The organism is Citrobacter sp. 50677481 (genome assembly GCF_001463265.1).
In the GTDB taxonomy this organism is placed as follows: Bacteria; Pseudomonadota; Gammaproteobacteria; order Enterobacterales; family Enterobacteriaceae; genus Citrobacter_A; species Citrobacter_A sedlakii.
Genome location: NZ_LNHZ01000011.1, coordinates 86,278 through 106,005 on the forward strand (window position 1 = coordinate 86,278; position 19,728 = coordinate 106,005).

The 19,728-nt window shown below is 54.6% G+C and carries 17 protein-coding genes; 8 read left to right on the plus strand and 9 right to left on the minus strand.

The window, feature by feature from the left end:
- The first annotated feature begins 7 nt into the window (after nucleotides 1-7).
- The 3 genes from cdd (at nucleotide 8) to APU02_RS03810 (ending at nucleotide 2,049) form a co-directional block, all read left to right on the plus strand.
- A complete protein-coding gene (cdd, locus tag APU02_RS03800) occupies nucleotides 8-892 on the plus strand; it encodes a cytidine deaminase (RefSeq protein ID WP_060569314.1) in 885 nt (294 codons plus the stop codon).
- Between the two features lie 196 nt (nucleotides 893-1,088).
- Nucleotides 1,089-1,808 carry an outer membrane permeability protein SanA gene (gene sanA, locus APU02_RS03805; protein WP_042284490.1) on the plus strand — a complete coding sequence of 240 codons (720 nt, stop codon included), beginning with the start codon at nucleotides 1,089-1,091 and terminating at the stop codon, nucleotides 1,806-1,808.
- Between the two features lies 1 nt (nucleotide 1,809).
- A complete protein-coding gene (locus APU02_RS03810; RefSeq protein ID WP_042284493.1) occupies nucleotides 1,810-2,049 on the plus strand; it encodes a DUF2542 family protein in 240 nt (79 codons plus the stop codon).
- A gap of 44 nt (nucleotides 2,050-2,093) precedes the next feature.
- On the opposite strand, the gene mglC is transcribed toward APU02_RS03810, so the two are convergent.
- From mglC to folE, 6 genes are all read right to left on the minus strand, one after another.
- The gene (gene mglC, locus APU02_RS03815) at nucleotides 2,094-3,104 is read right to left on the minus strand and encodes a galactose/methyl galactoside ABC transporter permease MglC (RefSeq protein ID WP_042284495.1); all 1,011 of its coding nucleotides are present in this window, start codon (nucleotides 3,102-3,104) and stop codon (nucleotides 2,094-2,096) included.
- 15 nt (nucleotides 3,105-3,119) lie between these two features.
- Nucleotides 3,120-4,640, minus strand: coding sequence for a galactose/methyl galactoside ABC transporter ATP-binding protein MglA (mglA, locus tag APU02_RS03820; protein WP_042284498.1), 1,521 nt, complete (start codon nucleotides 4,638-4,640; stop codon nucleotides 3,120-3,122).
- 67 nt (nucleotides 4,641-4,707) lie between these two features.
- Nucleotides 4,708-5,706, minus strand: coding sequence for a galactose/glucose ABC transporter substrate-binding protein MglB (gene mglB / locus APU02_RS03825; protein ID WP_042284499.1), 999 nt, complete (start codon nucleotides 5,704-5,706; stop codon nucleotides 4,708-4,710).
- A 294-nt stretch (nucleotides 5,707-6,000) separates the two neighbouring features.
- Nucleotides 6,001-7,026 (minus strand): HTH-type transcriptional regulator GalS, encoded by a 1,026-nt coding sequence (gene galS / locus APU02_RS03830; RefSeq protein WP_060569315.1) that lies wholly within the window; start codon nucleotides 7,024-7,026, stop codon nucleotides 6,001-6,003.
- A 142-nt stretch (nucleotides 7,027-7,168) separates the two neighbouring features.
- Nucleotides 7,169-8,326 (minus strand): DUF418 domain-containing protein YeiB, encoded by a 1,158-nt coding sequence (gene yeiB, locus APU02_RS03835; RefSeq protein ID WP_060569316.1) that lies wholly within the window; start codon nucleotides 8,324-8,326, stop codon nucleotides 7,169-7,171.
- A 14-nt stretch (nucleotides 8,327-8,340) separates the two neighbouring features.
- Nucleotides 8,341-9,009: a GTP cyclohydrolase I FolE gene (folE, locus tag APU02_RS03840; RefSeq protein WP_042284508.1), complete on the minus strand. Its 669-nt coding sequence runs from the start codon at nucleotides 9,007-9,009 to the stop codon at nucleotides 8,341-8,343.
- A 307-nt stretch (nucleotides 9,010-9,316) separates the two neighbouring features.
- Here folE and fghA point away from each other — a divergent pair, with 307 nt between their 5' ends.
- Complete coding sequence (gene fghA, locus APU02_RS03845) at nucleotides 9,317-10,153, plus strand: S-formylglutathione hydrolase (RefSeq protein WP_060569317.1); 837 nt, start codon at nucleotides 9,317-9,319, stop codon at nucleotides 10,151-10,153.
- Between the two features lie 343 nt (nucleotides 10,154-10,496).
- The gene (locus APU02_RS03850) at nucleotides 10,497-12,482 is read left to right on the plus strand and encodes a ligand-gated channel protein (protein WP_060569318.1); all 1,986 of its coding nucleotides are present in this window, start codon (nucleotides 10,497-10,499) and stop codon (nucleotides 12,480-12,482) included.
- Nucleotides 12,483-12,579: 97 nt separating this feature from the next.
- On the opposite strand, the gene lysP is transcribed toward APU02_RS03850, so the two are convergent.
- Nucleotides 12,580-14,055, minus strand: a complete 1,476-nt coding sequence (gene lysP, locus APU02_RS03855) for a lysine-specific permease (RefSeq protein ID WP_042284515.1) — start codon at nucleotides 14,053-14,055, stop codon at nucleotides 12,580-12,582.
- A 219-nt stretch (nucleotides 14,056-14,274) separates the two neighbouring features.
- Nucleotides 14,275-15,138 carry a DNA-binding transcriptional regulator YeiE gene (yieE, locus tag APU02_RS03860; RefSeq protein ID WP_042284517.1) on the minus strand — a complete coding sequence of 288 codons (864 nt, stop codon included), beginning with the start codon at nucleotides 15,136-15,138 and terminating at the stop codon, nucleotides 14,275-14,277.
- A gap of 98 nt (nucleotides 15,139-15,236) precedes the next feature.
- Here yieE and APU02_RS03865 point away from each other — a divergent pair, with 98 nt between their 5' ends.
- The 3 genes from APU02_RS03865 (at nucleotide 15,237) to APU02_RS03875 (ending at nucleotide 18,351) form a co-directional block, all read left to right on the plus strand.
- On the plus strand, nucleotides 15,237-16,286 hold the full coding sequence (locus APU02_RS03865) for a YeiH family protein (protein WP_042284519.1): 1,050 nt from the start codon (nucleotides 15,237-15,239) through the stop codon (nucleotides 16,284-16,286).
- A gap of 113 nt (nucleotides 16,287-16,399) precedes the next feature.
- A complete protein-coding gene (gene nfo / locus APU02_RS03870; protein WP_060569319.1) occupies nucleotides 16,400-17,263 on the plus strand; it encodes a deoxyribonuclease IV in 864 nt (287 codons plus the stop codon).
- On the plus strand, nucleotides 17,260-18,351 hold the full coding sequence (locus APU02_RS03875) for a sugar kinase (RefSeq protein WP_060569320.1): 1,092 nt from the start codon (nucleotides 17,260-17,262) through the stop codon (nucleotides 18,349-18,351). The genes nfo and APU02_RS03875 overlap by 4 nt, the downstream gene beginning before the upstream one ends.
- Nucleotides 18,352-18,411: 60 nt before the next feature.
- Here the strand turns inward: APU02_RS03875 and APU02_RS03880 are convergent, their stop codons facing one another.
- The gene (locus APU02_RS03880) at nucleotides 18,412-19,662 is read right to left on the minus strand and encodes a NupC/NupG family nucleoside CNT transporter (RefSeq protein WP_060569321.1); all 1,251 of its coding nucleotides are present in this window, start codon (nucleotides 19,660-19,662) and stop codon (nucleotides 18,412-18,414) included.
- Between the last annotated feature and the right edge of the window lie 66 nt (nucleotides 19,663-19,728).

Below are 19,728 nucleotides of genomic sequence, written 5' to 3' on the forward strand. Positions count from 1 at the left end.
CAACGCCATGCACCCACGTTTTCACACTGCCTTTGGCCAACTTGCGGATAATTTGCAATCAGCGCTGGCGCCGATCCTGGCGGAAACGCATTTCCCCGCCTTGCTGACCGCAGAGCAGGTCGCGTGGCTGAAAAGCGCCACGGGACTTGACGAAGACGCGCTGGCATTTGCGCTGCTGCCCCTGGCTGCGGCCTGCGCCTGTACCCCGCTCTCCCATTTTAACGTCGGCGCGATTGCGCGCGGCGTCAGCGGCACCTGGTATTTCGGCGGCAATATGGAATATCTGGGCGCCACCATGCAGCAAACCGTCCATGCCGAGCAAAGCGCTATCAGTCACGCGTGGCTGCGCGGTGAAAAAGGCCTTGCGGCGATCACTGTCAACTACACGCCATGTGGTCACTGTCGTCAGTTTATGAATGAACTGAACAGCGGGCTGGATCTGCGCATTCATCTGCCAGGACGCGAACCGCATACCCTGCGCGACTATCTGCCGGACGCCTTCGGCCCTAAAGATCTGGACATTAAGACGCTCTTGATGGACGAGCAGGATCACGGTTTCTCCGCCGAAGGCGACGCGCTGGCGCAGGCGGCCGTTGCCGCGGCGAACCGCTCACATATGCCTTACAGCCAGTCACCAAGCGGCGTGGCGCTGGCGTGCAAAGACGGCAACATTTTTAGCGGAAGCTACGCCGAAAATGCGGCGTTTAACCCGACTCTGCCGCCGCTTCAGGGCGCGCTGAATTTATTGAATCTCAACGGATATGATTTTGCCGATATTCAGCGGGCGGTGCTGGCGGAAAAATCGGACGCCTCGTTGATTCAGTGGGATGCCACCGCCGCAACGCTGAAGGCATTAGGCTGTAATAATATCGACCGCGTATTGTTAGCATAAACCTGTCATCATCCAAGCCGGCGTGAGCAACATCCCCCCTCTTGCGCAATTGCCGTTGCTTTTTCCTGCCTGGATGTTACGCGTTTTTTGCCGGGCGTATTGCTGAAAATCCCTTCGATCAGACTGCCGTTTCTTGCGCTTCGCAGGCGGGTAAAGTAGCCTGATTGAAATTTCATCCCGTTACCGAGTTTTCTTCATGCTAAAGCGCGTTTTTTACAGCCTGTTAGTCCTGATCGGCTTGCTGCTGTTGACCGTGCTCGGCCTTGACCGCTGGATGAGCTGGAAAACCGCGCCCTATATTTATGATGAACTGCAGGACCTTCCCTATCGTCAGGTCGGCGTGGTGCTCGGCACCGCGAAATATTATCGCGCTGGCGTCATCAACCAGTACTACCGTTACCGCATTCAGGGCGCGCTCAACGCCTATAACAGCGGGAAAGTGAACTATTTGCTGCTTAGCGGCGACAACGCCCTGCAGAGTTATAACGAACCGAGAACCATGCGTAAGGATCTGATTGCCGCAGGCGTCGATCCGGCGGACATCGTGCTGGATTATGCCGGGTTCCGCACGCTGGATTCAATTGTCCGCACCCGCAAGGTTTTTGACACCAACGACTTTATTATCATCACTCAGCGCTTCCACTGCGAGCGCGCGCTGTTTATCGCTCTGCATATGGGCATTCAGGCGCAGTGCTACGCCGTCCCGTCGCCGAAGGATATGCTGACGGTTCGGGTTCGCGAGTTTGGCGCACGCTTTGGCGCGCTGGCGGACCTGTACTTGTTTAAGCGTGAACCGCGTTTCCTCGGCCCGCTGGTGCCTATCCCGACACAGCATCAGATCCCCGATGACGCGCAGGGTTACCCGGCGGTTACGCCAGAGCAGTTGCTGGAATTGCAAAAGAAACTGGGAAAATAACATGGAAGATAAAACGATTTTTATCGTCATTGGCGTACTGATGATCGTCCTGTGGACCTTTCGTGAAGGGCTCAAAGCGCTACGCGCAGGCAGTGTAGAAAAAACGGTAAAAGGCTCGCAGACGCCGCTTATCATTCAGCGGACCGGACAGCCGGGCGTCTACTGGAGCTACGTTATCGCCTATTTTGGCGTTGCCGTTGGCGCGCTGGTTGTCGGCGTCTGGTTAGTGTTCTTTAAATAAAAAACCGGCGCAGAGCCTCTGCGCCGGTTTTTTTGTCCTGCCGGTTACTTCTTACGTGCGTACTTCAGGGAGTCCAGCGCAACGGCGAAAATGATAATGCCGCCCTTGATAATGTACTGCCAGTACGGGTTAACGCCGATATAGGTCAGGCCGTAGTTGATAACCGTAAAGATAATGACCCCGGTCACCACGCCCAACACCGTCCCAACGCCGCCGCTAAACGATACGCCGCCTACGACACACGCGGCAATCGCATCCAGTTCATACATAAAGCCGAGGTTGTTGGTGGCGGAGCCGATACGCCCCGCTTCCAGCAAACCGCCAAACGCGTAGAACACGCCGGAGAGGGCATAGATCATCAGCAGGTTCAGCGCGACGTTGACGCCAGACACTTTCGCCGCTTCCGGGTTGCCGCCGATGGCGAAAATGTTTTTACCGAAGCGGGTTTTGTTCCACAACACCCACACAAACGCCACGGCGATCAGTGCGTAGAACGTGATATAGGAAAGCCGGAAGCTGCCTAACGCGATAAAGCCCTGCGCGAAGGTCGAGAAACCGCTGTCAAAGCCGGAAATCGGCGATGCCCCAACGAAGTCGTAATACAGGGAGTTAATACCGTACACGATAATCATCGTACCCAGCGTGGTAATAAACGGCGTCACGTTCAGATAGGCGATAATGATGCCGTTGATCAGGCCGATAATCGCGCCAATAGCGCAGACAATCAGGATCACCAGCGCAATCGGCATGGTCGCCATTTCCGGAAAGACCTTATTGGCGTTCTCCATCGACTGCAATAGTGTTGCCGCAACCACCGCCGCCAGCCCGACCTGACGCCCGGCTGACAGGTCTGTCCCCTGGGTGACGATCAGCCCCGCCACGCCGAGGGCGATAATAATGCGCACCGAGGACTGAGTCAGAATGTTACTCAGGTTAAGCAGACTTAAGAACGTGGGATCCTGAAAAATAATAATTGCCAGTAAAACTAAAAGAACGACGTAAATACCGCCCTCTTTCAGATAAGTGAGAAAACTTTTCTTATTTAACGCACTCATGAGGAGCCCCTGATCTTAAAGGTGCAAAGACGCAAGACGCAAAATTTCATTTTGCGTGGTCGTTTTAGTATCAACAATTCCAGACACGAGTCCGTTGCTCATGACCAGAATACGATCGGTTATCCCTAACAATTCCGGCATTTCGGAGGAGATAATGATGATCCCTTTTCCTTTTTTGGCCAGTTCCGCAATTAACTGATAGATTTCAAATTTGGCGCCAACGTCAATTCCACGCGTGGGTTCGTCGAGCATTAATATCTCCGGCTGGGTCAGCAGCCAGCGACCAATAATCACTTTCTGCTGGTTGCCTCCGGAAAGCGAACCAATTTGCGTGCGGTGGCCAGGGGTTTTTACCCGCATGGAGTCAATAACCCACTGGGTGTCGCTTTTCATCCGCGAATTGTCTAACAGACCGACCTTGTTTTTATAATTATGGATATTGGAGATTAAGGAGTTAAAACCAATATCCAGATAGGCATAAATACCGGTAGAGCGTCGCTCCTCGGTAACCAACGCAAAGCCGTGATTGATGGCTTCGTTCGCATTATGGTTATTGATTTTTTTGCCGTGCAGGGTAATGGTGCCGGAAGATTTCTCACGAATACCAAACAGCGTTTCGACGATGTCGGTACGTTTTGCGCCTACCAGCCCGGCAATACCGAGAATTTCACCTTTATGCAGATCAAAAGAGACGTCACGAATCGACGGCTGGCGCAGCGACGTCAGATTACGCACTTCCAGTATCACTTCGCCGGGTTTGTTCTCTTTATCCGGGAAACGCTGGTTCAGCGAGCGTCCAACCATCATGGCGATGATCTTGTCCATATCCAGCCCTTCGAGCGGCTGAGTGGCAATCCACTGACCGTCGCGCAGCACCGTGACCTCATCGCAGAGCTGGAAAATCTCTTCCATTTTATGCGAGATATACACAATGCCGCAGCCGCGTTCTTTCAGCTTACGAATAATCGTAAACAGATGATTAACCTCTTTTTCGGTTAACGACGAAGTCGGCTCATCCATGATGACGATTTTGGCGTTATAGGAAAACGCCTTGGCAATTTCGATCATCTGCATTTGCGAAACGGAAAGCGTCCCGACGCGCGCCCGCGGGTCGATATCAATATCCAGTTCGTCAAATATCGCTTTTGTGTCGCGATACATTTTGTCCTGATCGACAAACATGCCTTTGGTGGGATAACGCCCGAGCCACATGTTGTCCATCACGGAGCGTTGTAATACCAGGTTTAATTCCTGATGAACCATTGAAATACCGTTTTCCAGCGCTTCTTTCGCTGAATGGAAATCGATCTCTTTCCCCTGAAATAATATGCTGCCAGAATCTTTTTGATAGATGCCAAAAAGACATTTCAATAGTGTCGATTTCCCCGCGCCATTTTCTCCCATCAATGCATGAATAGAGTGTGGACGGACTTTTAAATTAACATTATCAAGTGCCTTAACGCCGGGAAAAGACTTGTTGATACCGCTCATTTCCAACAAGTATTCGCCTGAGGACAGTGTCGTTGTGCTGACCATAATTATACCTTGTCGGCCTCGCAGAGTGCGTGATTAAAGGGCGCGATCGCGATCGCGCCCAACAGTCTTACTTTTTGGAGAACTCGGCCAGGTTATCTTTATCTACGCCCACGTAAGGAACGCGCACAATTTTGTTTTCAATTTTCCAGCTGGTGCCGTCTGCGGCGCCTTTGCCATCCGCCAGGTTTTTCGCCAGATCGAATGTCGCTTTCGCCTGGTTGTTGGCGTCATTCAGCACAGTACCGGCCATCGCTCCGGATTTCACCAGCGCCAGCGCTTCTGGCAGCGCATCCACGCCAAAGACCGGAATGCTGGTTTTGTTGTGCGCTTTCAGCGCTTCTACCGCCCCCATTGCCATCGCATCGTTGTTAGCGATAACCACTTCAATTTTGTTAGCGTTCGGGCCGGACAACCACGCGTCCATTTTGTCTTTCGCCTGAGCGGTATCCCACATGGCGGTATCTAACTGAAGCTGTTCGGTCTTGATGCCTTTGTCGTTCAATTCTTTAACCACGTAAGTGGTACGCGCTTCCGCGTCCGGGTGACCCGGCTCGCCTTTTAGCAGTACGAACTGAATCTGACCGTCTTTATTCAGATCCCAGCCCTGATTCGCCGCCCAGTGTTTCGCGATCAGATCGCCCTGGATAATACCGGATTCTTTGGAGTCAGTGCCGACGTAATAGGCTTTGTCATAACTGTCCAGCGCTTTACGGGAAGGTTCTTTGTTGAAGAAAACCACCGGCACGTTCTGGCCGCGGGCTTTTTCAATAACGGTGCCAGCCGCCGCCGGGTCGACCAGGTTGATCGCCAGCGCTTTCACCCCCTTCGCCAGCAGGACGTCTATCTGATCGTTCTGTTTGGACTGGTCGTTTTGCGAGTCGTTCATCAGCAACTGAACGTCCGGCGCCGCTTTCGCGTCTGCTTCGATAGCCTTACGCACCACGGACATAAAGTTATCGTCATATTTATAGATTGTCACACCGATGCGAGTATCTGCGGCGTGCGCAGCCGCGCCGAACAACATGCCTGCCATTACAGCAGAAAGGGTCAACACCTTCTTATTCATGGTAACTCCGGTTTTATTATGCAGGGTAGTGCTTCAGATAAATGCCCGGCGAGACATAACGTTAATGAAGTGTTAATTGAACGCCGAGGCTCTTTTTAAAAAAATCGTTCTTCCTTGCCCGGTAACGCTCCAGAAATAGGTTTTAATTTTGCTTAAAGCAGCTTTCATTCGTTAAAAGTGATTACTCACGGTTACATCGTAGTTACACTGCGCTAAGCGGTGCCATCATAGCGACGGCAATGTTAATATACTGTGAATTTACTCACATATTGAAAACGGTTACATCTGCCGACGTCATGAGTTAGTGATCACCACCGCATTCTGCCGGGCGGCGACGGAATGTCGCCTGACCAGCGTCGGCATAAAACAGTGGGTCGCCGTTGCGTCCAGCGTCCCCGCCGCGCCCTGTAATGCCAGCTCGGTCGCCAGTTTCGCCATTGACGCGATGGGATAACGCACCGTTGTCAGTTGTGGATCGGTATAACGGGCAATGGGAATATCATCGAAACCGATGATCGAAAGATGCAGCGGGATGGCAATGCCGTTATCCTTGAGTGCCGTCAGCGCGCCGGCGGCCATGCTGTCGTTATAGGCGAAGACGGCGGTCAGTTGCAGGTTGCGCCCCAGCAGTTCGACCATTGCAGACTCCCCGCCCTGCATGTCCGGCGAGCCCACGCCTGTCCAGCTTTCCGGCGGCGTTATCCCCTGCTCGCCAAGCGCGCTCAGCCACCCTTCCCTGCGCATATCGTCATCTTCAATACCGTGGCTGGAGGCCAAATAACCAATCCGCTGGTGACCGTTGTTCAGCAGCATCCGGGTCGCCATTTTCGCGCCGCTGATGTTGTCCAGGCAGACGCAGCGATGAGCATAGCCAGGCACGATACGGTTAATCAGCACCATGCCGGGGATTTGGCCCATAAATTCGCCCAGTTCACGATCGCTCAGCGCCTTTGAATGGACGATCAGCGCGTTACATCGCTGACGGATCAGCACTTCAATCGCATGGCGCTCTTTTTCCGCCTCATGATAGCTGTTGCCGATCAGGACATATTTCTGATGCTGTTGGGCGACCATATCGACCGCTTTCACCAGTGCGCCAAAAAAGGCATCAGAGACATCCATCACCACCACGCCGATGGTTTCACTCACCTGCGTCGCCAGCGCCTGCGCATTGGCGTTGGGGCGATAGCCCAGCAGCGTCACCGCTTTCATTACCGCCTCGCGCGTATCGGGACTGACCAGCGCGCTGTTGTTTAAAACCCGGGAAACCGTCGCCACGGATACGCCAGCCTGACGCGCCACATCACGTATGGTGATCATATTCACTACCCTGTTTGACAATGCAGTGGTTCACTGCACAACTGGCGGCTATTTTGTCAGCGGTAGGAAAAGCGCTACGTGAGTAAGGTCACAGGGATGAAAGCGCTTACATCCGTTTTGTTAATGATTGTGATCCAGATCGTTATCCGGATGTATGAGAGATGCGCGCTCCTGATGCCCGCAGGGTTAACTGACGCCATACCCATTCTACCGGCCCCTGCGGCAGGAAGCGCAACCAGAAAACCGAGAACAGCAGGTTTACCAGCCAGACGGGGATGACGAACAGCAATAGCGTGCTACGGTCAAACTGCATAAATAAGCCAAACTGATAAAACAGCATGGTACAGAGGAGCGTTTGTAGCAGGTAGTTGGTCAGCGCCATCCGCCCAACGCAGGCGATGGCAAATACGAGTTTTAGACGACTTAGCTGCGGCCAGTAGCCGAACAGCAGCGCGGCATAGCCGATCGTTTGTAACGGCGCGCTCAGCTCGCGCGGCGCTTGTAACAAAAACGCGCACCAGCGGTAGCTCCACGCCAGTTGCCACTGCGCAACCACGGCAGGCAGATTAATCAGCAGGCCAACGGCAATCAGCAGGAAACCGGTGCGTCGATAATGGGCAAGGCTATACTGCCCTTTCAGCCAACCGCTGCGCATCAGCGATGCCCCGACCAGCATCATCCCGGCCAGTTGCCAGCCATACTGCGCGCCCAGCGCCAGCAGACTATTGGACAACGCGTCAACCCGGTTGCTGATGGCTTCCATACCCCCGTTCACCTTCCAGTATTTTTCATACAGAAGCGCCGCGTCGTCTGGCGTCCACGCGCGACTGGTTTGGCTGTCAGAGATCGCGCCGAGCAGCAGTAATACGCCAATACCGACCAGATACAGCAGAATGCCCGTATTCATCAGGCTTTTTACCGAAGGCGCATCGCGCACCAGCCGCCAGCAAATCAGCCCGACCAGGCCATAAGCCAGCAAAATATCGCCATCCCAGAACAACAGGGCATGCAAAAAACCCAGCAAAACCAGCAGGGTCAGTCGCGCCTGGATCCAGCCTTTTCCGCGCGGCAGCAGCATTTGCAGTCCGGCGCCAAACAACAAGGCAAAAAGCGTGAGGAATTTGGCCTGGGCGAACACATCGAGTACAGCCCAGGTCCAGGCATCCTGCGCGGTAATCTCGCCATACCAGGCAGGATTAAGGTAAGCCGCCTTTGGTAAACCAAAGGCGCTGATATTCAGAAGCAGAATGCCCAGAACGGCGACGCCACGAACAACATCCAGCGTGACATTTCGCGCCATAGCCTCTGCCCCGATCAGTTATGGTGACGCACTGCGCGCAAGAATTCCTGACGCGTATTCTGGCTGGACTTGAACAGACCGCCGAGCGAAGTGGTGGTGGTGGCGCTGGTCGCATCGCGAATGCCGCGCGCTTTCACGCAATAATGCACAGCATCAATCGATACCGCGACATTGTTCGTGCCGAGCAGGGTCTGCAAGGCGGTCAGGATCTGCTGGGTTAAGCGCTCCTGCACCTGCGGACGCTGTGCGAAGAACTGCACGATGCGATTGATTTTTGACAGGCCGATCACCGAATCTTTCGGGATATAGGCGACCGTCGCTTTACCGTCGATAGTCACAAAATGGTGCTCACAGGTACTGGTCAGCGTGATATCGCGCACCGTCACCATTTCATCCACCTTCATTTTGTTTTCTATGACGGTAATTTTCGGGAAGTTGGCGTAATCCAGACCAGAGAAAATTTCATCGACATACATTTTCGCAATGCGATGCGGCGTTTCCATCAGACTGTCATCGCTCAGGTCGAGATTAAGCAGCTGCATAATTTCGGTCATATGGCCGGCGATAAGACGTTTGCGCGTTTCGTTATCCATCTCATGCACGGGCGGGCGCAACGGTGTTTCCAGCCCTCGCGCAACCAGCGCTTCATGTACCAGAGCCGCTTCTTTACTCAGTGATGACATTAATTTTTCTCCTGCAGGTGTGGCGCCTCTGCCCTGCGTGGGGCAAAGTTTGTCGGCTGTGTGACAGCCCGATTATTGTGCGTGAGGCCGTGCACATAATCCAGTATTCACAACGATAATTATTGAAATCGTCGTTGCCTTTCGTTCCGCCGCCAGAACAGACTGCGGAAATCTGTTAATTATACGTTGTGCAAATGATGAGGCATCTTTGCTGAATGCGGAAGTGAAAGTTACTCACAGCACCATGAATTATCTGTATTATGGGGCGTTTGCGAACACATTCCGATCACATAACAAGGAGCCACGCATGGAAATGCTTGAGGAGCACCGCTGTTTTGAAGGTTGGCAGCAACGCTGGCGACACGACTCCACCACGCTGAACTGTACAATGACGTTCAGCATTTTTCTTCCGCCGCCCCGCGACAACACGCCGCCTCCGGTCCTGTACTGGCTCTCGGGCTTAACCTGTAATGACGAAAACTTTACCACCAAAGCGGGCGCGCAGCGGATTGCCGCAGAACTGGGGATGGTACTGGTCATGCCGGACACCAGCCCGCGCGGTGACGCGGTCGCCAACGATGACGGTTACGATCTCGGCCAGGGCGCCGGTTTCTACCTCAATGCCACGCAGCAGCCCTGGGCCGCACATTTCCGCATGTACGACTATATTCGCGACGAACTGCCTGCGCTGATCCAGGCGCAATTCAACGTCAGCGATCGCTGTGCGATCAGCGGCCATTCAATGGGCGGACACGGCGCGTTGGTACTGGCGTTAAAGAACCCCGGCAAATATACCAGCGTTTCCGCCTTTGCGCCGATCGTTAACCCCTGCCGCGTGCCCTGGGGCGAAAAAGCTTTTTCCGCTTATCTGGGTGAGGATAAAGCCGACTGGGCACAATGGGACAGCTGCGCGCTGATGTATGCCAGCAAGCCGGAAGAGGCCATACCGACGCTTATCGATCAGGGCGACAGCGATCAGTTCCTCGCCGATCAGCTCCAGCCTGCCGTTCTGGCGGAAGCCGCCCGGCAGACCGCGTGGCCCATGACGCTGCGTATTCAGCCGGGCTACGATCACAGCTATTACTTTATCACCTCCTTTATAGAGGATCATCTGCGGTTCCACGCCGAACATCTGATGAAATAATGCGCATGCCCGGCTATGTCGCCGGGCACAACGTCGGTGGGGGCACGCACCCTCTCCTGTTTATCGGGCTTGCCGCGCCTCTCCAATTTTTCCGTCATATCTCCTTTTTTTCTTCATTTTTTCGTCACATTTACGTTTACGTATCCTGTTGACTTGCAAGCTTTTTCTTTATAAATCAACTAAACACAAATGATTTCAATTATCATTTGTGTTTACAAATATTGATTATTTTGTACAATTCTTCCGCTTCTTTACCGCAAAGAGTCCTTAAAAGACAAATACATACAGTTGTCATGGCCTTTTACATGACAAGCGGATTTTACTCGTTTAATGGAATGACAAAATGACCATACCTCACGTTAAGGCTCTCGCTGTCGCCGTCGGCGCGGCATGCCTCCCATCGCTCGTTCAGGCTGCCGATCAGGATACCGTTGTGGTGACAGCAACCGGATTTGAGCAGAAAATTCAGAACGCGCCTGCGTCGATTTCGGTTATCACCAAACAACAACTTGAAGATAAAGCGTATCGCGACGTAACCGATGCGCTGAAAGATGTCCCCGGTGTCGTGGTCACCGGCGGCGGAAGCAGCAGCGACATCAGTATCCGCGGGATGGCGTCGCAGTACACGCTGTTCCTCGTCAACGGCAAACGCATTAGCACCCGCGGAACCCGCCCGAACAGCGACAATTCCGGTATCGAACAAGGCTGGCTGCCGCCGCTGGAGTCTATCGAACGTATCGAAGTGATTCGCGGCCCGATGTCCTCGCTGTACGGTTCCGATGCCATGGGCGGCGTGATTAACGTGATCACCAAAAAAGTCTCCAACACTAAAGGCTGGAGCGGCTCGCTGCATGGCGACGCCACCTTCCAGGAAGACAGTGATTCCGGCGATCTGTTCCAGACCAACGCCTATGCCTCCGGTCCGCTGATCGACGGCCTGCTGGGGGCGAAAGTGACCGGCCTGCTCTCTCGCCGCGCGGAAGACCAGATCGTCAACGGCTATAATGAACAGCGCCTGCGCAACGGCGGCCTGACCCTGAACTTCACGCCGGACGATAAAAACGATTTCGATTTTGATATTGCCCGCGAGCTTCAGGATCGCAACAGTACGCCGGGTAAATCCATGGCGGCGGAAACCTGCCGCAATGGCACCTGCAAACCGAACAGCAAAAGCGAAAACCGCTATGAGCATACGACATATTCACTGACTCACAGCGGCTACTATGAAGACGTCAACAGCACCAGCTACATCCAGCAGGAAGAAACCAACAATCCTGGCCGTGAGATGAAGTCCTATAACACTATCCTCAATAACCAGAACCAGATTTTCCTCGGGGCGCATACGCTGACGCTGGGCGGTCAGTATCGCTATGAAAAACTGACGGACAACGGCAACCAACTGGAAGCGGCAGACGGTCTGAACAAACTCACCCGCTGGAGCTGGGCGCTGTTTGCGGAAGACGAATGGGCGATGACCGACAGCTTCACGCTGACCGGCGGCATTCGGATGGATAAAGACGAAAACTACGGCGATAACTGGACACCGCGCGGTTACGGCGTCTGGCATCTGAACGATCAATGGACGTTGAAAGGCGGTGTATCTGCGGGCTATCGCGCGCCGGATCTGCGTCAGTCCTCTGCAAGCTGGGGGCAGGTCACCGGCGGGGGCCGTCTGAACGGAATCATCGTGGGCAACCCGGACCTGAAACCGGAAAAAAGCCTGAGCGAAGAGCTGGCGTTGCTGTGGGATAACGGTGAAAACCTTAACGCAGGCGTCACCCTGTTCAATACCGATTTCAAAGATAAAATCACCGAAGTACGCCGCTGTAACAGCAGCGCCGACCCGGCCTGCACCATCGGCAGCACCCAGTATGATTTTGTCAGCGATCGCGTCAACGTTGATGAAGCCACTATGCGCGGCGTGGAATCCACCTTCGGCTGGAAAATCACCCCCGATATCAACTGGACGGCGAACTATACCTATACCGAATCAGAACAAAAGAGCGGACAGTTTTCTGGCAAACCGTTAAACAAAATGCCTAAGCATATGTTCAACACTACGCTGGACTGGCAGGCCACACAGGACGTGGGTTTCTGGAGCCGGGTGAACTTCCGCGGTAAAACCTCTGAATACCTGAGCCGAACCTCGATGTCGCAGGGCACGCCGTCGTATACCCAGGTGGATGTTGGCCTGCGCTATAACGCGAATAAAAACCTGCTGGTGACCGCCGGGGTGTATAACGTTCTGGATAAACAGATCGATTACGACACGTATGACACGGTACTGGATGGCCGTCGCTATACGGTGGGGCTGACGTATAACTTCTGAGGCTGAGAGCATAAAAAAACCCCGGCATGATTTATGTCGGGGTTTTTTGTTTGCCGGAAGGCGATGCAATAGTCTTTTCCGGCCTACAGGTAAGTGCTTAGCGCGGTTTCTTCAGGCGTTCGGGGAACTGCATTTCGCTGTAGCGAACAAAACGAGAGCCTTTTACCAGCTTGTAGCCAAACCAGATAATCAGGAACAGCGGGATACCAATGTAGGTTGCCGCGACGCCGCCCCAGTCAATGGTGTCTTTCAGGAATGCTTCGTAGTTCTGGCCGAGCGTAATGATCAGGCACAGCACAAAAGCGAAGATGGGTCCCAGCGGGAAGAAGCCTGAACGATACGGCAGGTCGTTAATATCGTTGCCCTGCATAACATAGCCGCGACGGAAGCGATAATGGCTGATCGCAATCCCCAGCCAGGCGATAAAACCGGTCATCCCCGAGGTGTTGAGCAACCACAAATAGACCGTCTGGTTTCCGAACATGGAGGTCAGGAAGCACAGACCGGCAATCACGGTGGTGGCATACAGCGCGTTACGCGGTACCCCGCCGCGGGACAGCTTCGCGAAAATACGCGGCGCTTTACCGTCGCAGGCCAGGGTGTAAAGCATACGGGTTGACGCATACATCCCGGAGTTACCCGCCGACAGTACCGCCGTCAGGATCACCGCATTCATTACCGCCGCCGCCGAAAGCAGACCCGCATGCTGGAACACCAGCGTGAACGGACTGACGCTGATGTCTTTCACATCGTTACGCAGCAGGCTCGGATCGGTATACGGAATGATCAGGCTGATAATCAGGATCGCGAAGACGTAGAACAACAGGATTCGCCAGAACACCTGACGTACCGCGCGCGGAATGTTTTTTTCCGGATCTTCAGACTCACCGGCGGCGATACCGATAAGCTCAGTCCCCTGGAAGGAGAAGCCGACAATCATCGCCACGCCGATCATCGCCGCAAAGCCGCCCGCAAACGGCGCATCGCCGGTTGTCCAGTTGCTCCAGCCCACCGGCTGCGTGCCTTTGAAAATACCGACAATCATCATGATGCCCACGATGATAAAGATGATTACCGTCGCCACTTTGATCAGCGAGAACCAGTATTCCGCTTCACCAAACCCGCGTACCGAGATGTAGTTCAACAGGAAAATCACCCCAAGGAACAGCGCGCTCCAGATCCAGCCGGGCGTGTCCGGGAACCACCAGCTCATCACCAGTTGCGCGGCGACCAGGTCAACAGCGATCGTTACCGCCCAGTTGTACCAGTAGTTCCAGCCCAGCGCAAAGCCAAAGCCTTCTTCAACATAGTTCTGGCCATAGGTGGCAAACGAACCTGAAACCGGCATATACGCCGCCAGTTCGCCAAGACTGGTCATCAGGAAGTAGACCATCAGGCCAATCAGGATATAGGAAAACAGCGCGCCGCCTGGACCCGCTGCTGAAATGGTTGCGCCAGATGCAACGAAAAGCCCCGTACCGATAGAGCCGCCGATGGCGATCATCGTCAGGTGGCGCGCCTTCAGTTCGCGACGTAACGCGGGCGCTTCTGTGGTTTTAGTTTTGGAAACCATGTGAAAATGCTGTCCATCCAAAAAATGAGGCGCGATTGTAGCAGACGAAACGCCATCCTTCCGGCACAAATGCGCAGTTATAAGAGACCTTCATGACTGGCCGCGGATTATAAGTAAAGCACTAAAGTGTAGGCCGGACAGGACGATTTCGCGTCCCGGTTCGTTAAGGACGCGAAGAGGATGTCGGATAGAGGAGAGACCGCCTCCCGCTTGCGGAAGTTATTCGCAGTAGCGTAAAAAGCGCAGCAGCGCGTTTGACAGGTGTTTCTGGCGATGGTGAATGCGCCACAGGGTACGCACCAGCCGCGGCAGCGGTACCGCTACTTCGCTCAGCGTGCCGGCGTGCAACTGTTCTTCAATCACCCGCCGCGACAGGCAACTGATGCCCAGTCCGTGGCGTACGGCGTGCTTAATGGCTTCCGAATTTCCCAGCTCCATCGCCATTTCAAATTTGGGTAAATGCGACAACAGCAGGTAGTCCACGATTTCCCGCGTGCCGGAACCCCGTTCGCGCAAGATCCAGGGGGCGGCGGCAAGCTGCTCCAGCGTCACCGGTTTTTGCGCCAGCGGTGAAGAGGGCGCGGCAAACACCACCAGCTCATCCTCAAGCCACGGCTCCGAAATGATTTCCGTACTGTGACATGGCCCTTCGATCAGGCCGATATCGACGCGAAAATCGAGCACCGCGGTGATCACATCCTGACTGTTACCCACGCTCAGCTCCAGCGGTAAATCCGGGAAGTCATGACGATAACGGGCAATAACCGCAGGAAGAATATAGTTACCAATGGTGCTGCTCGCATAGACCCGAAGAGCGCCGTTATCTTCGCGAAACAGTTGTTCAATTTCCGAGGCCTGCTCCAGCAGCGCCAGCGCCCGTGGGTACAACAATCGCCCGTGTTCGTTCACCACCAGCCGCTTTCCCACCCGGTCAAATAGCTGAACGCCAAGCTGTCCTTCCAGGTCGGTGAGCGCCGCGCTGACCGCCGATTGCGACAGCGCCAGCATCACCGATGCCTGGGTTGTCGAGCCGCTTTTTAAAACTTCGGTGAATACTTCCAGTTGTCGCAGGGTGATGTGCATGGTCGCTTACCACTTATAAAGATTAATTATAAATATATAATCAATTTTATTTTTAAACCAGATCGCCGTAATCTTTTGCCCAGATAAAGGAGAAGGTTATGACAGAACTCACCTTAACGAATCATCGTCGTACTGTGTGGCATTTTATTCCGGGGCTCGCCCTGAGTGCAGTGATTACCGGGGTGGCCCTGTGGGGTGGTTCCATTCCCGCCGTAGCGGGGGCCGGGTTCAGCGCCCTCACCTTAGCTATTCTGTTGGGCATGGTGATAGGTAACACCGTATACCCGCACATCTGGAAAAGTTGTGACGGCGGCGTGCTGTTTGCCAAGCAGCATCTGTTACGTCTGGGGATCATTCTTTACGGCTTTCGCCTGACCTTCGCGCAAATTGCCGACGTCGGGGTAAGTGGGATCCTGATCGATATTCTGACCCTTTCCAGCACCTTTATGCTGGCCTGCTTCCTCGGGCAGAAGGTCTTTGGTCTGGACCGTCATACCAGTTGGTTGATTGGCGCGGGCAGCAGTATCTGCGGCGCGGCGGCCGTACTGGCGACCGAACCTGTCGTCAAGGCAGAAGCGAGCAAAGTGACGGTTGCGGTGGCGACGGTGGTGATCTTCGGTACGCTGGCGATCTTCCTCTACCCGGCGATGTATCCGCTGCTGGCGCACTGGTTCAGCCCGGAAACCTACGGCATTTACATAGGGTCAACCATGCATGAAGTGGCGCAGGTGGTTGCCGCCGGACATGCAATTAATCCGGATGCGGAAAACGCGGCGGTGATTGCTAAAATGCTGCGCGTGATGATGCTGGCGCCGTTCCTGATTTTCCTGGCGGCGCGGGTAAAACAGCTTTCCCCGGCAAGCGGTGCGGAAAAAAGCAAAATTACCATTCCATGGTTTGCGATTCTGTTCATCGTGGTGGCGATTTTCAACTCGTTCCACCTGTTACCGAAGGCGGTGGTCGATATGTTGATCACGCTGGACACGGTACTGCTGGCGATGGCGATGGCGGCGCTGGGGCTTACCACCCACGTGAGCGCGCTGAAAAAAGCGGGAGCGAAGCCGCTGCTGATGGCGCTGGTGCTGTTTGCCTGGCTGATTGTAGGCGGCGGCGTGATTAACATCCTGGTTCATCACGTTATTGCATAAACTGCTACATTCCCCCCCTGTTAACCCGTTATGATTGGAGATTGTCTTTATCAGATACGCAACGTCCTTCACGTTTTATCATGGTTGCGTAGGCGGGTTAACAGGAGTCCCTTATGAAATACATCGGAGCGCACGTCAGCGCGGCTGGCGGCCTGGCAAACGCCGCGATTCGCGCCGCGGAAATCGACGCGACGGCCTTTGCTTTATTTACCAAGAATCAGCGCCAGTGGCGCGCCGCCCCGCTTACCGCGCAAATCATTGATGACTTCAAAGCCGCCTGCGAGAAGTACCACTACACCTCCGCGCAAATTCTGCCGCACGACAGCTATCTGATTAATCTCGGTCACCCGGTCAGCGACGCGCTGGAAAAATCCCGCGACGCGTTTCTCGATGAAATGCAGCGCTGCGAGCAGTTGGGGTTGTCGCTACTGAACTTCCACCCGGGCAGCCATCTCCAGCAGATTGCGGAAGAGGCGTGTCTGGCAAAGATTGCCGAGTCAATCAACATCGCACTCTCGCGTACCGATGGCGTGACCGCGGTCATTGAAAATACCGCCGGTCAGGGCAGCAACCTCGGGTTTAAATTTGAACACCTCGCGGCGATTATCGATGGCGTGGAAGACAAGTCACGCGTCGGGGTATGCATCGACACCTGTCACGCTTTCGCGGCAGGCTACGATTTACGTTCCGCAGACGCGTGCGAGAAAACCTTCGCCGAATTTGAGCGAATCGTCGGCTTTCGCTATTTGCGCGGCATGCACCTTAACGATGCTAAAAGCGCCTTCGGCAGCCGCGTTGACCGCCATCATAGCTTAGGGGAAGGCAACATTGGTCACGACGCGTTCCGCTGGATCATGCAGGATCCGCGCTTTGACGGCATCCCGCTGATCCTTGAAACCATCAACCCGGATATCTGGGCCGAGGAGATCGCCTGGCTAAAGGCGCAGCAAACTGAACAGGCGGAAGCGTTGTCATGAACGACAGGGAAAAACAGATCCTTAAAATCCTGCGCCGCAATCCTCTGATTCAGCAAAATGAAATCGCGGATATCCTGCAGATCAGCCGCTCCCGCGTTGCCGCGCATATCATGGATTTAATGCGAAAAGGGGTGATTAAAGGCAAAGGGTATATCCTCACCGAACAGGCGTACTGTGTGGTGGTCGGGGCGATCAACATGGATATTCGCGGCGTGGCGGATATCCATTATCCCCAGGCGGCGTCGAATCCCGGCAGCATCCAGTGCTCCGCGGGCGGCGTGGGGCGCAATATCGCCCATAACCTCGCGCTGTTAGGGCGCGACGTGCATCTGATTTCCGCCGTCGGCAGTGATTTTTACGGTGAAACGCTGCTGGAGCAAACGCGCCAGGCTGGGGTGAATATTTCCAGCTGTATCCGGCTGCATGGGCATAACACCTCCACCTATCTCTCCATCGCCAACCAGCAGGAAGAGACGGTGCTGGCGATTAACGATACCCATATCCTGCAACAGCTGACGCCGCAGTTACTGAACAGTTCCCGCGACTTAATCCGCCATTCCGGCGTGGTGCTTGCCGATTGCAACCTGACCCCGGAAGCCATTGAGTGGGTCTTTACGGTGGCCGACGATATTCCGGTGTTTATCGATACGGTGTCAGAGTTTAAGGCCACAAAAGTGAAAACCTGGTTCACGCGCATTCATACGCTGAAACCCACGCAAAAAGAGCTGGAAATATTGTGGGGCCACCCTGTTCACAACGAAGCGGATCGGATTGCCGCCGTTAATGCGTTGCATCAGCAGGGCGTTCAGCAGATTTTCGTCTGTCTGGAAGATGAGTCGGTATTTTGTAGCCAGAAAGACGGCGAGCAGTTCCTGCTCACACCGCCTGCGCACACGGTCGTCGACAGCTTCGGCGCTGACGACGGTTTTATGGCCGGGCTGATTTACAGCTTCCTGGAAGGCAACGATTTCCGCGAAAGCGCGCAGTTTGCTATGGCCTGTGCGGCGCTTTCGCGCGCCAGCGTCAGCATCAACAACCCTACCCTGTCTGCCGATAACGCCGCGTATTTGTTAGAGCACAGCGCCTGATGGCGCGGTGCTTCTTTCTGGCTGGACAGGACGCGAAGCGTTGCTGTCCGGCTCTGTTCGCTACGCCAGCCCGATAAAGAACCCGGCGATTGTCGCGCTCATCAGGTTAGAGAGTGTGGCCGCCGCCAGCGCCCGCATACCTAACTGCGCAATCTCCGGCGCGCGCTGGGGAGAAATGGCCGAAAACGCCCCGACAACCACGCCAATCGAGCCAAAGTTAGCAAACCCGCAGAGCGCGAAAGAGATAATGGCGATGGTTTTCACATCCAGCGTGCTCCCGGCCTGCAAATATGGCGAGAAATTCAGATACGCGACAAACTCATTGATCGCCAGCTTCTGCCCGATCAGGCTGCCGGCCAGCGTCGCATCGCTCCAGTCAACGCCCATAATCCACGCCAGCGGTGCAAGAATGTAGCCGAAAATGCCCTCCAGCGTTGCCGGACCAAAACCCGCCCAGCCGCTGATGCCGCCGATAATGCCGTTAATCAGCGCGATTATCGCCACAAACGCCATCACGACCGTCGCCACCCCGGCGGCAATTTTCAGTCCGGTCATTGCGCCGCTGGCGGCGGCCTCAATAATACTTTTGGGCGGCGTCTCGGTGAATGAAAGATTCTCAAAGCTAACCCGGGATTCTTCGGTTGCCGGACTGAGAATACGGGCGAACAGGATCCCACCGGGGATCGCCATTAACGATGCCGCCAACAGATAATCAATCGGTACGCCCATTCCGGCGTAGCCAATCATCATCGAACCGGCAATGGAGGCCATCCCGCTACAGATTGCGGTGAACAGTTCGTTGCGGTTAAGGCGATCGATAAACGGCTTTACAATCGCCGGGATCTCATTTTGCCCGAGGAAAATGGTGGTAACCGCCACAAACGACTCAATCTTGCTGATATTCAGCGCTTTCTGGAAAATACCGCCCAGAATGCGGATCAGCAGGCCCATGACGCCGATGTAGTACAGCAGACTGATCAGCGCGGTGACAAAGATAATGGCGGGCAGCACGCGGAAGGCGAAAATAAACCCTGCGCCGTCAAACAGCACATCCATTTTTGGCCCAACCAGAGAGCCAAAGATAAATGCGCTGCCCGCGTCGCTGTAAGACATGACCTTGTGCACACCCAGCGCGGCCTGCTCCACAAGCCATTTCCCGGGGGGAAAATAGAGCATGATACCGCCAATGGCGATTTGCAAAACCAGCGCTGCGCCCACGGTGCGTAAACTGATGCGTTTTTTATTCACTGACAGTAAGTATGCGATCGCCAGCAGTACCGCCATACCCACGAGACTTCTCATGACGTCCATAATGATTTCCCTTCATGCCAGGAAACCCGGCGCGAAGCCAGGTTTTGGTTATTTCGGGCGACCGCA

Bases quoted from the DNA above. Each gene is read 5' to 3' on its own strand.
- cdd (WP_060569314.1), top strand. From the start codon at position 8: ATGCACCCACGTTTTCACACTGCCTTTGGCCAACTTGCGGATAATTTG.
- sanA (WP_042284490.1), top strand. From the start codon at position 1,089: ATGCTAAAGCGCGTTTTTTACAGCCTGTTAGTCCTGATCGGCTTGCTG.
- APU02_RS03810 (WP_042284493.1), top strand. From the start codon at position 1,810: ATGGAAGATAAAACGATTTTTATCGTCATTGGCGTACTGATGATCGTC.
- mglC (WP_042284495.1), bottom strand. From the start codon at position 3,104: ATGAGTGCGTTAAATAAGAAAAGTTTTCTCACTTATCTGAAAGAGGGC.
- mglA (WP_042284498.1), bottom strand. From the start codon at position 4,640: ATGGTCAGCACAACGACACTGTCCTCAGGCGAATACTTGTTGGAAATG.
- mglB (WP_042284499.1), bottom strand. From the start codon at position 5,706: ATGAATAAGAAGGTGTTGACCCTTTCTGCTGTAATGGCAGGCATGTTG.
- galS (WP_060569315.1), bottom strand. From the start codon at position 7,026: ATGATCACCATACGTGATGTGGCGCGTCAGGCTGGCGTATCCGTGGCG.
- yeiB (WP_060569316.1), bottom strand. From the start codon at position 8,326: ATGGCGCGAAATGTCACGCTGGATGTTGTTCGTGGCGTCGCCGTTCTG.
- folE (WP_042284508.1), bottom strand. From the start codon at position 9,009: ATGTCATCACTGAGTAAAGAAGCGGCTCTGGTACATGAAGCGCTGGTT.
- fghA (WP_060569317.1), top strand. From the start codon at position 9,317: ATGGAAATGCTTGAGGAGCACCGCTGTTTTGAAGGTTGGCAGCAACGC.
- APU02_RS03850 (WP_060569318.1), top strand. From the start codon at position 10,497: ATGACCATACCTCACGTTAAGGCTCTCGCTGTCGCCGTCGGCGCGGCA.
- lysP (WP_042284515.1), bottom strand. From the start codon at position 14,055: ATGGTTTCCAAAACTAAAACCACAGAAGCGCCCGCGTTACGTCGCGAA.
- yieE (WP_042284517.1), bottom strand. From the start codon at position 15,138: ATGCACATCACCCTGCGACAACTGGAAGTATTCACCGAAGTTTTAAAA.
- APU02_RS03865 (WP_042284519.1), top strand. From the start codon at position 15,237: ATGACAGAACTCACCTTAACGAATCATCGTCGTACTGTGTGGCATTTT.
- nfo (WP_060569319.1), top strand. From the start codon at position 16,400: ATGAAATACATCGGAGCGCACGTCAGCGCGGCTGGCGGCCTGGCAAAC.
- APU02_RS03875 (WP_060569320.1), top strand. From the start codon at position 17,260: ATGAACGACAGGGAAAAACAGATCCTTAAAATCCTGCGCCGCAATCCT.
- APU02_RS03880 (WP_060569321.1), bottom strand. From the start codon at position 19,662: ATGGACGTCATGAGAAGTCTCGTGGGTATGGCGGTACTGCTGGCGATC.